An 8203-nucleotide genomic window follows, 5' to 3' on the forward strand; every position below is an offset into this window, starting at 1 on the left:
GCTTCCAGGCGTGCGAGCCTCGACGACGCCGACCCCGCCGCCTGCGCCAACACCTCCGTCGTCGCGCCGCTTGCGCCCATAGGAACATGGACCTCAGAAAGTCTCTAAATTGCCTGGTGATCGGAGCTTACTAGGAGTGCCGAACCATACCATCATCCATCTGAATGACTGTCGGCACCACGGCACGCGTGTTTGGGCGCTGAACAAGGCAACGAGTTCAGGCCGAGCGGGCGCTTTTGGCTTGACGCGACACAAACGCGACATTCGACCTAAAATCTGAACAATATCAATCACCGACAGCGGACTGAAAATTCGCATGTCGGTGGTTCGAATCCGCCTCTGGGCACCATTTTTCCCTGTACGGCCCGGAGATGGGTAACAGTTTGTACCTAAGACATGGGTGACAACCTCGCGCCGATCGGATTGTCGATGGCGTGCAAGAATTATCTGGACCATGGCGCCAGCGGCTCCTGCTCGCCGGCCAAATGTCGATGAAGAGCATCTTCGGCATCTTGGATCCCACTCTGGCCATAACCGGTCTACAGACCGAGGGCGCAGCCGTCCTTGCGCGGTTCAGAACCGCCCAGCAGGGTCCCGTTTGCCCAATCGATGCGAATGGCCTGCGCACCGCCGATCGGGTCCGTGGCGGGAATGATTTCGAAACCGCGTCGGCTAAGTTCAGCTACGGTTTCGCCAGCGAGCCCGTGTTCGGCCTGGACGTTCATGGTGCCGCTGACGGGGGCGACCCGCGGCAGATCAATCGCCTCCTGCAGATCCATCCCGAAGTCGAGCACCTTCGTCAGCAGGTGCGCGTGGCCCATTGCCTGGTAGTAGCCACCCATAACGCCGAAAGGCATTTCTGCCCGGCCGTCTCTCGCAAGCATCCCGGGTATGATGGTATGCAAAGGTCGCTTGTTCGGCGCCACTGCATTGGGGTGCTTGGGGTCAAGCGAAAAGCTTTGCCCGCGATTGTGCAAGACGACACCGGAGCGTGGCGAGACCAGGCCCGAGCCAAAGCTGTCGAAGACCGAGTTGATGAAACTGACCGCATTGCGATCCTTATCGACAACGGAAATATAGGCCGTGTCGCTGTGCAGCGGCATATCGAACGCCGGCAGGTCCGCGCGGGCGCGCTTTAGGTCAATCATGCCGGCCAGACGATCGGCCCAGGCATTCGACAACATGTCGGCCACCGGGACCTCGGACGCATCAGGATCGGCGACGAGCAGGTCACGCGCGGCGTAAGCGAGGCGTGTCGCTTCGATTTCCAGGTGAAGCCGGTCCGCGGATTGCGGGTCGCCGTGCGCTTCGAAGCGCGAGAGGATATTTAGAATGAGCAGCGCGATCACACCCTGGCCATTGGGCGGACATTCGAACACATCGCAGCCTCGAAACGCGGTGCTGATCGGGATCACGTATTCGCCTGTTGCCGAGGCGAAATCTTCGAGTGTGTGCAATCCGCCGAGCCCTCGAAGATAGGCGACCATGTCTCCGGCCACAGGGCCAGTGTAGAAGGCCTCTCGTCCCTTCTTGGCGATCAGCCGCAGCGTTGCAGCCAACTCAGGCTGGCGATGCACTTCGCCAACGCCTGGCGCGCGGCCGTTTGGCAGGAAAATCCGTTTCGCGGCTACATCGGAGGCCAGAAGTTCTTCTTCCAACGCCCAGTCACGATGGACCCGCGGTGAAATGGCGTAGCCTTCCTCGGCGAAACGTATAGCGGGGGCCAGGATTTGATCGAAGGGCATATGTCCATGATCAGCGTGCAATCTGGTCCAGGAATCGATGGCTCCCGGGATGGTGACGGAGCCAGGAGAATTGCGGGCCACCTCCGCCATGCCACGTTCGAGGAACCAGTCAATTGTGAGGGCGGCGGGTGTCCTGCCCGATCCGTTGTAGGCGATGACCTCGCCGGATCCGTTTCGCGACAGAAGAGCGAAGCAGTCGCCTCCAATGCCGGTCGAGGCTGGCTCGACGACACATTGCACCGCGCAGGCTGCGATGGCGGCATCCATGGCGTTGCCGCCGGCCGCCATGATCTCCACCGCCGTGAGGGTCGCCGACGGATGAGAGGTGGCGGCCATGGCCTCGCGTGAAACGACGACCGAGCGCGTTGGTTTCTCAAAATTTCGCATGCTATGCCCTTCTGATAGTGCTCAAGAGGCGGCGTCGCTCATCGTCGAGGGGCGGTGCCGCAGATGCCGCGACATCCAGTATTCGAGTGCCGCCAAGGCACGGATGATCGCGAAGTTCAAAGTGAGATAAATGGCGCCCGCGCAGATGAAGACTTCAAAGGCGCGGTAGGTCTGGGAGATCAATCCCTGGGCAATTCCAGTCACCTCCATCAAGGTCACGATGGAAGCCAGAGACGTGCCCTTGATCATCAGGATGATTTCATTGCCGTAACTCGGCAGCGCCTGGCGAAAGGCCAGCGGCAGGATAACGTGCCGATAGGTCAAATAGGTGGACAGGCCGACAGACCGGGCCGCCTCGACAAGGCCGCGTGGCACCGATTGAATCGCGCCGCGGAGGATTTCGCTGCCATAGGCGGTGGTGTTGAGTGTCAGCGCGATGATTGCGCACCAGTAGGGTTCGCGGAAAACGGCCCATAATCCAATTGCCGACAGTTGGTGCCGGAACTGACCAAGGCCATAATAGGTCAGAAAAATCTGCACCAGCAGAGGCGTGCCCCTGAACACGGCAACGAAGCCGCGGATCGGCAAGACGACGAAGGGCGATTCCGATTGCTGGGCAAGCGCCAATGTGACGGCAAGAACGAAGCCGGCAACGATGGAAGTCAGGGCCAGTTCCATCGTGAGCGGCAGGCCGGCGAGTAGCTTCGGCAGGATTTCGAGGAAAAAACCGAAATCTATCATGCCGACCTGACGCGCCACGGCGCCTTTCGTTCCAGACGGTAAAAGGCGTGGCCCGTGACGGAAGCGATAGCCAGATAGAGCAAGGCTGCAGCAATGTAGAAGATGAACGGTTCACGGGTCGAACCTGCAGCGATCTGCGCCTGGCGCATCAGTTCAACGAGGCCGATTACCGATATCAGCGACGAGTCCTTCAGAACCAACTGCCACACATTGCCGAGACCTGGCAGCGCGTATCTCAGGAGCTGGGGAAAAATAACCTGTCGCAGCCGCTGCAGCCGGTTGAGACCAAGCGCGCAAGCGGCATCGTGCTGTCCCTGGTCGATGGCGACGTAAGCCCCTCGATAGACCTCGGCTTGATAGGCGCCCGAGATGATCGCGATAGCCAAGGTTCCAGTGGCAAAGGCCGGAACGCCGACGAATCCGGACCCGCCCAGGCTATGACCAAGCGAGGTCAGGGCGACACTACCTCCATAGTAAAGCAGATAAATGGTCAGAAGGTCGGGCACGCCCCTGAAAACCGTGCAATAGCCAAGGGCCAAGAACCTCAATACCTTGGAGTTGCGGAGACGCCCGGCCGCTGCCAGCCCGCCAAAGACAGCGCCAAGCGCAAACCCCAGCACGGACAGGAGCACTGTGACCGAGGCCGCCATGAGAAGAGCAGCCCCCCAACCTCCGTGCTGGAAACCAAGCAGCCGGAATGCGTCAACCATTGATACCCCCGGCATTGATACCCCCGGCAGGACGAACGGCTCAGCTCCGGAACGTGGTCAGGAATGGCCGTTCGCCGGCAAGCGCTTACTTGACTGGAGTGACGTCGCTCTTGAGCCATTTAAGCGACAGGGTTTTGATCGTGCCGTCGGCGGTCGCGGCGTCGATGGCGCCGTTGAGCATGTCTTTCAGCTTGGTGTCCTCTTTGCGGATACCGGCCCCGGAGCCAAGACCGAAGAGACCCCCGACAAATCCTGGTCCTGCAAGCGTATAGTCGCTGAACTCCGGCTTGCTCAGCGTGGCGGCCAGCGCTGTCTGTTGCGCGAAGAGCGCGTCGATGCGACCCGCGGCGAGATCGAGATCGTGTTGCTCGGTGGTCTTATATTCGCGAATCTCGGCGACGTCCGAGAAGTATTTTTTCACAAATTCCAGGTTCGCCGTTGCAGCCTGAACTCCAATGATCTTTCCCTTCAGCAATGGCTTGAGCTTGTCGATTGCCGCCTGCGCAGAGGCTTCATTCTCCAGCTTGAACCGCTCGTTGGAAATGCCGAGCTTGCCCAGTTCGCTATCCTTGGCGACCGCGAAACCTGAGGGATCCACCGCATATGGCTGGGTAAACTCAATGATCTTCAGACGTTTTTCAGTGATGAACATGCTCGCCATGATCACGTCGAACTTGCCGACGGTCAGCGCGGGGATCATGCCGTCCCAGTCCTGTGCGACGATCTTGCACTCGATCTTCATTCGCCCGCACAGATCATTGGCGAGATCGACTTCGAAGCCGTCCAGCTTGCCGTCGGCTGTTGTGAAATTCCAGGGCGCGTAGGCTCCTTCGGTGGCAATGGTAATTGCCTTTGGTGTTTCTTGTGCAACGGCGGCCTGGACCAGGCCGAACAGGACCGACGCAATGGCTGCGATGCGGCTAATTTTCATATCATTCTCCTCTTTTTGCCGGTATGGCAGTTCCCTTTCGTCGTGCCGGATTATCTTCCGGCTTCAACGAGTTAGATGGTATTCCCTAGCGGCGGCCGGGACTTGCGAAGTTGGCCAGAAGCGGCGCCGTCTCGACGATATGATCCCGCATGACGATCTCAGCCTTGCCGGCATCACCTGACCGCAGCACGTCGATCAGGATCTCGTGCTCGGCACGCGCGCTGGCGGGCTTGTCGACATAGTCGAACCAGATGCGCAGGTAGGGCTCGATCACGACGTGCAGGCTGGCGATCTGCCGGACCAGCTTGGGCCGGTTGCTCAATTGGCAAATCTGCAAATGGAAGGCCTGATGGCGCACGACCCAGTCGCTGCTGCCGGTCTGGCTGGCGCGCTCCATCCGGTCGAGCTGGCGTTCCAGTTCTTCAAGCACTTCGACATCGATGTGCGGCATGGCAAGCCTCACCGCCAGCCCTTCGAGCACCGAGCGTATTTCAAATGTTTCGTGGATCTCATCGAGGGTAAGCCCGGCGACGATGCAGCCACGGTTCGGGCGAATGAGCACAAGACCTTCCGCGGCCAGTTGGCGGAATGCTTCGCGAACCGGCATGCGGCTCATGCCGATTTCCGTCGCGATCTCTTCCGGGATCAGCCGGTCCCCGGCCCGATAACGCCCCATCCTCAGGGCCCGCTGAATGTGGCGATAAGCTTCCTCCTCGGCGGTCGTGATGCCCAACGGCTCGATTGCGTCAGCTGCCATGTCTTGGGTCCGATCAGAGCGTATCTGTGTATCCACTTATCCAGTTCTCGAAACCTGTGTCAAGCACCGATGCTTGGGCGCTTTGGAATTTCTCTTGTGAGAATAAGCACTTGGTAGGGGAAATCGGGCTAAGCACACTGTGATCGGCTAAGCCGCTGATCGGCCTACTTTTCAACATCCGGCAAAAAGGCCCGCCGCTCCATTTGCGAAGCGGCGAGGCCCCATATTCGGGGACGATTGCCGGGATTCCCCGGCATTGCCTACAGTGCAATTCAGGTGCCAGAATTGTTGACCCAAAACGGGTCACCGCACCGGAGGCGCGAGCGCGGACCTTCCGCGATCACGCTACTGCCGCGCATTGCCGTTCCTGCTATGTTACTTTGCGGCGGACGTAATTTTTCCGCCTGGCCGGCGCCCCATCAGGCAACTTACCCCAACGCGCCCCCCAAGTGGCGCCGGCCATTTTCCCCTTATTGGGGCATGGGCGCGCCGATTCCGTTATGCGCTTTCGAGCTATGGCAATCCGCCGGCGAGCCGCTTTGTCCAGCCTGCAACCATCAGTCCGCACGCGATTCCCGCGCAGTCGGCCACCCAGTCGAATAAATCCGGGTCGCGCCCTATCAGTTGCACGGCCTGAAGCCCCTCGATCGCCGCACCCGTGAGAACGAGGAGTACGATCAGCTTCGCCTTGCGTTCCGGCCAGCCGAGACTTCCGAGAGCCGCCAGGACGACGAAGGCGGCGGCGTGATTGAGCTTGTCGTGATCAAACGTGAAAGCCAGGCCAAGACCCTGCAAGAGCCGCTCCGGCAGAAGGGCGAACAGCAGAACGCCGGCAAACGCGGCCGGAAAGGCAATCCTTGCCACGATCTGATAAGAATCCAGGCGCAACAAGGGTAGAATGGCCTTTCGTCCGAAATCTGCAGGGAATACCGCCGGCCGCCATAGTCGCGAGCGAGCGCGGCGTCCAATTTCCGCCGTCGGGGCGTCCGGTGCATCGTCAGAATGAATGAATGCCTCGGGTCAGCCGCTGGGCAGGCCGAACTGCTGGGGAGGGCTCTGCAATGGTGCGGCTTCCGCGATCACGCAATTACCTGCTGCGCCAACGCGGCTACTATCTGGCTGCGGCGGACCTGATTTCCGCTTGGCCGGCGCTGCGTCAGGGCACCTTACCCCATGCCACACGAATCAGCGCCGGCCAGAATTCCATCGATTGCGTGATGACCGACCCGCGTCAAAAAAGCCCGCCGCCCTGTCGGACGACGGGCTCCGTTGCCTGGGCGCCAGGGCGCCGCGGTAGCGACTGATGTTACTAGTGCTCCCGCAGGTCTCCAATATGCTGCCGCCGCATGGCGTTGCGCATCGGCTAAACAAACGAAGCCCGCGCCTCTGGCGGAGGGCGCGGGCCGACCGGGTTGCACCCGATCTGCAGCAGAATCCTGGGAGGTTCCCGCTGCTTAAGATAACAATTAGAGACTTCTAATGTTCCGCGCCAGGGGAAGATGCCGCTGCACCAGAAATCTGATGATGGTCGGCGCGATGATGATCGAGCCGTCAGTTCGTGCGCAAGTCGATCTGGAAAATCCGCTCGTCGAAGTGCCGCGTTTCAACGGCAAAGGTCAAAGCCACTTCAAGGACCAGACCGCCACGGTCGTCCCGGACCTTGACTGCAATCCTGCGATGAGGAAGGCCATCCCTGGCCATCTCGGCCAATGTGCGAAGGGCTTCTTTCCTGAGCAGCGGGAGATCGTCATATAACGTTCCCTGATCGTCGGAATAGACGATTCCGTCTTCATCGGAATCGAAGAAGTAGCGGGGCATTGCGCTTGGCCGAAGCGGCGGCATCCGAGCACGTTGTCGATTGCTGGCCGGATCTCGGCCGATCGCGATCAGCGCCTCTCCACCGTTGGCTTCGCCGCCAGCTCACTTGCGCTCGCGCAATGCCTTCACCGCCTGCGAGAGGATCATCCGGTCGCCGCCGGTCCTTTTGATCAACTTGCTCACCTGGCTGGGCGAAACACCATTTTCCCGCGCGAAATGTTCGACCTCATAATATTCATCCGCCGAAACGCGATTGCGGTCGCTGAAGTCTCGCTTGGTCTTGTCGTCGGCCATTTCTGTTCTCCTCGCCTCAGGGCCAACTTTGGACTGACGCACGCTGCAATCGAGGGTTCGCCCGCCACCAAAGTGACGCGCGAACCCTATCGGCGCAGGAAGGGACAAGGCTGCGCAGATGCTGTATTCGATCGAAATGGAAACAGCCAAGATCGGTGCGAGCCGCCATCGATATTTTCCAAAGAATCCTCCCGGCACGTGCAGCCAGCAACGGCTAGGTGCCGCGGCGGTTCCGGGTCACGCGGCAAACCCGCCCTTTGCGCGCAAGGATCAGACTTAGGTCCTGCGGCAACACGTCGGTTGGTCCCTGCCGGGCGGGACCGAAGCCCGTCGACGGAACGTTTTCAGCTGCCTTCCGTTCGAATGAGCCTTGGCGCGAAGAGCGGACCGAGTTCGCAAAGGAGACGACCATGAGAATGCATCTTTCCACCGCGGTGGCGGGATTTCTGCTGCTGGCAGGCATCGGCGCCGCTGCGGCGCAAGACGTTGTCATCGAACCGCAGCAGGAAACGGTCATCAAGGAGTATGTGAAGAAGCAGCCGCTGGCCTCGGTGAAAATCCCTGGGGTGGAGCTCAATATCGGCTCAACGCTTCCCGATACCGTCGAGCTTCATGAAGTCCCCAGCGTCAAATACCGCTATGTCATCGTCGACAACCGCACCGTCGTGGTCGACCCAGGCACGCGCAAGATCGTCAAGATCATCGAGTGACGTGAAAGCTCGGGCAGTAGTCGCCCGCCCCGCGGGGGGTGGGGGGGGGGGGGGGGGGTGGGTGGTGTGGGGGGGCGGTTGGGGGGTGTGGTGGGTGTGTGGGGGGGGTG

10 protein-coding genes are annotated in these 8203 nt (G+C 60.4%); 2 read left to right on the forward strand and 8 right to left on the reverse strand.

Features of this window, described 5'->3' with window-relative positions:
- Positions 1-539 precede the first annotated feature (539 nt).
- The 6 genes from ggt to NKI70_RS32025 all read right to left on the reverse strand — a co-directional run bounded on the left by ggt (position 540) and on the right by NKI70_RS32025 (position 6162).
- Positions 540-2132: a gamma-glutamyltransferase gene (ggt, locus tag NKI70_RS32000; protein ID WP_352571655.1), complete on the reverse strand. Its 1593-nt coding sequence runs from the start codon at positions 2130-2132 to the stop codon at positions 540-542.
- A gap of 21 nt (positions 2133-2153) precedes the next feature.
- Complete coding sequence (locus tag NKI70_RS32005; protein ID WP_352453426.1) at positions 2154-2873, reverse strand: ABC transporter permease; 720 nt, start codon at positions 2871-2873, stop codon at positions 2154-2156.
- Positions 2870-3583, reverse strand: a complete 714-nt coding sequence (locus NKI70_RS32010; RefSeq protein WP_352726138.1) for an ABC transporter permease — start codon at positions 3581-3583, stop codon at positions 2870-2872. The genes NKI70_RS32005 and NKI70_RS32010 overlap by 4 nt, the downstream gene beginning before the upstream one ends.
- 85 nt (positions 3584-3668) lie before the next feature.
- The gene (locus NKI70_RS32015) at positions 3669-4514 is read right to left on the reverse strand and encodes a transporter substrate-binding domain-containing protein (protein WP_023677394.1); all 846 of its coding nucleotides are present in this window, start codon (positions 4512-4514) and stop codon (positions 3669-3671) included.
- An 85-nt stretch (positions 4515-4599) separates the two neighbouring features.
- Positions 4600-5271, reverse strand: a complete 672-nt coding sequence (locus tag NKI70_RS32020; RefSeq protein ID WP_352726140.1) for a GntR family transcriptional regulator — start codon at positions 5269-5271, stop codon at positions 4600-4602.
- A gap of 513 nt (positions 5272-5784) precedes the next feature.
- A complete protein-coding gene (locus NKI70_RS32025; RefSeq protein ID WP_352571657.1) occupies positions 5785-6162 on the reverse strand; it encodes a VanZ family protein in 378 nt (125 codons plus the stop codon).
- A gap of 170 nt (positions 6163-6332) precedes the next feature.
- Between NKI70_RS32025 and NKI70_RS32030 the strand changes: the two genes are divergently transcribed.
- On the forward strand, positions 6333-6575 hold the full coding sequence (locus NKI70_RS32030) for a hypothetical protein (RefSeq protein ID WP_023677391.1): 243 nt from the start codon (positions 6333-6335) through the stop codon (positions 6573-6575).
- Positions 6576-6822: 247 nt separating this feature from the next.
- On the opposite strand, the gene NKI70_RS32035 is transcribed toward NKI70_RS32030, so the two are convergent.
- Together NKI70_RS32035 and NKI70_RS32040 are read right to left on the reverse strand one after the other, a co-directional pair.
- A complete protein-coding gene (locus NKI70_RS32035; RefSeq protein ID WP_156937357.1) occupies positions 6823-7089 on the reverse strand; it encodes a DUF6894 family protein in 267 nt (88 codons plus the stop codon).
- 102 nt (positions 7090-7191) lie between these two features.
- The gene (locus NKI70_RS32040) at positions 7192-7383 is read right to left on the reverse strand and encodes a DUF3606 domain-containing protein (RefSeq protein ID WP_023677389.1); all 192 of its coding nucleotides are present in this window, start codon (positions 7381-7383) and stop codon (positions 7192-7194) included.
- Positions 7384-7793: 410 nt separating this feature from the next.
- Between NKI70_RS32040 and NKI70_RS32045 the strand changes: the two genes are divergently transcribed.
- Positions 7794-8093: a DUF1236 domain-containing protein gene (locus NKI70_RS32045; RefSeq protein WP_352457747.1), complete on the forward strand. Its 300-nt coding sequence runs from the start codon at positions 7794-7796 to the stop codon at positions 8091-8093.
- Positions 8094-8203: the final 110 nt, after the last annotated feature.

The organism is Mesorhizobium sp. M0500 (genome assembly GCF_040321165.1).
In the GTDB taxonomy this organism is placed as follows: domain Bacteria; phylum Pseudomonadota; class Alphaproteobacteria; order Rhizobiales; family Rhizobiaceae; genus Mesorhizobium.

What these genes read in the sequence shown, in the direction of transcription:
- ggt (WP_352571655.1), bottom strand. Translation starts at nt 2,132, where the DNA reads ATGCGAAATTTTGAGAAACCAACGCGCTCGGTCGTCGTTTCACGCGAG.
- NKI70_RS32005 (WP_352453426.1), bottom strand. Translation starts at nt 2,873, where the DNA reads ATGATAGATTTCGGTTTTTTCCTCGAAATCCTGCCGAAGCTACTCGCC.
- NKI70_RS32010 (WP_352726138.1), bottom strand. Translation starts at nt 3,583, where the DNA reads ATGGTTGACGCATTCCGGCTGCTTGGTTTCCAGCACGGAGGTTGGGGG.
- NKI70_RS32015 (WP_023677394.1), bottom strand. Translation starts at nt 4,514, where the DNA reads ATGAAAATTAGCCGCATCGCAGCCATTGCGTCGGTCCTGTTCGGCCTG.
- NKI70_RS32020 (WP_352726140.1), bottom strand. Translation starts at nt 5,271, where the DNA reads ATGGCAGCTGACGCAATCGAGCCGTTGGGCATCACGACCGCCGAGGAG.
- NKI70_RS32030 (WP_023677391.1), top strand. Translation starts at nt 6,333, where the DNA reads ATGGTGCGGCTTCCGCGATCACGCAATTACCTGCTGCGCCAACGCGGC.
- NKI70_RS32035 (WP_156937357.1), bottom strand. Translation starts at nt 7,089, where the DNA reads ATGCCCCGCTACTTCTTCGATTCCGATGAAGACGGAATCGTCTATTCC.
- NKI70_RS32040 (WP_023677389.1), bottom strand. Translation starts at nt 7,383, where the DNA reads ATGGCCGACGACAAGACCAAGCGAGACTTCAGCGACCGCAATCGCGTT.
- NKI70_RS32045 (WP_352457747.1), top strand. Translation starts at nt 7,794, where the DNA reads ATGAGAATGCATCTTTCCACCGCGGTGGCGGGATTTCTGCTGCTGGCA.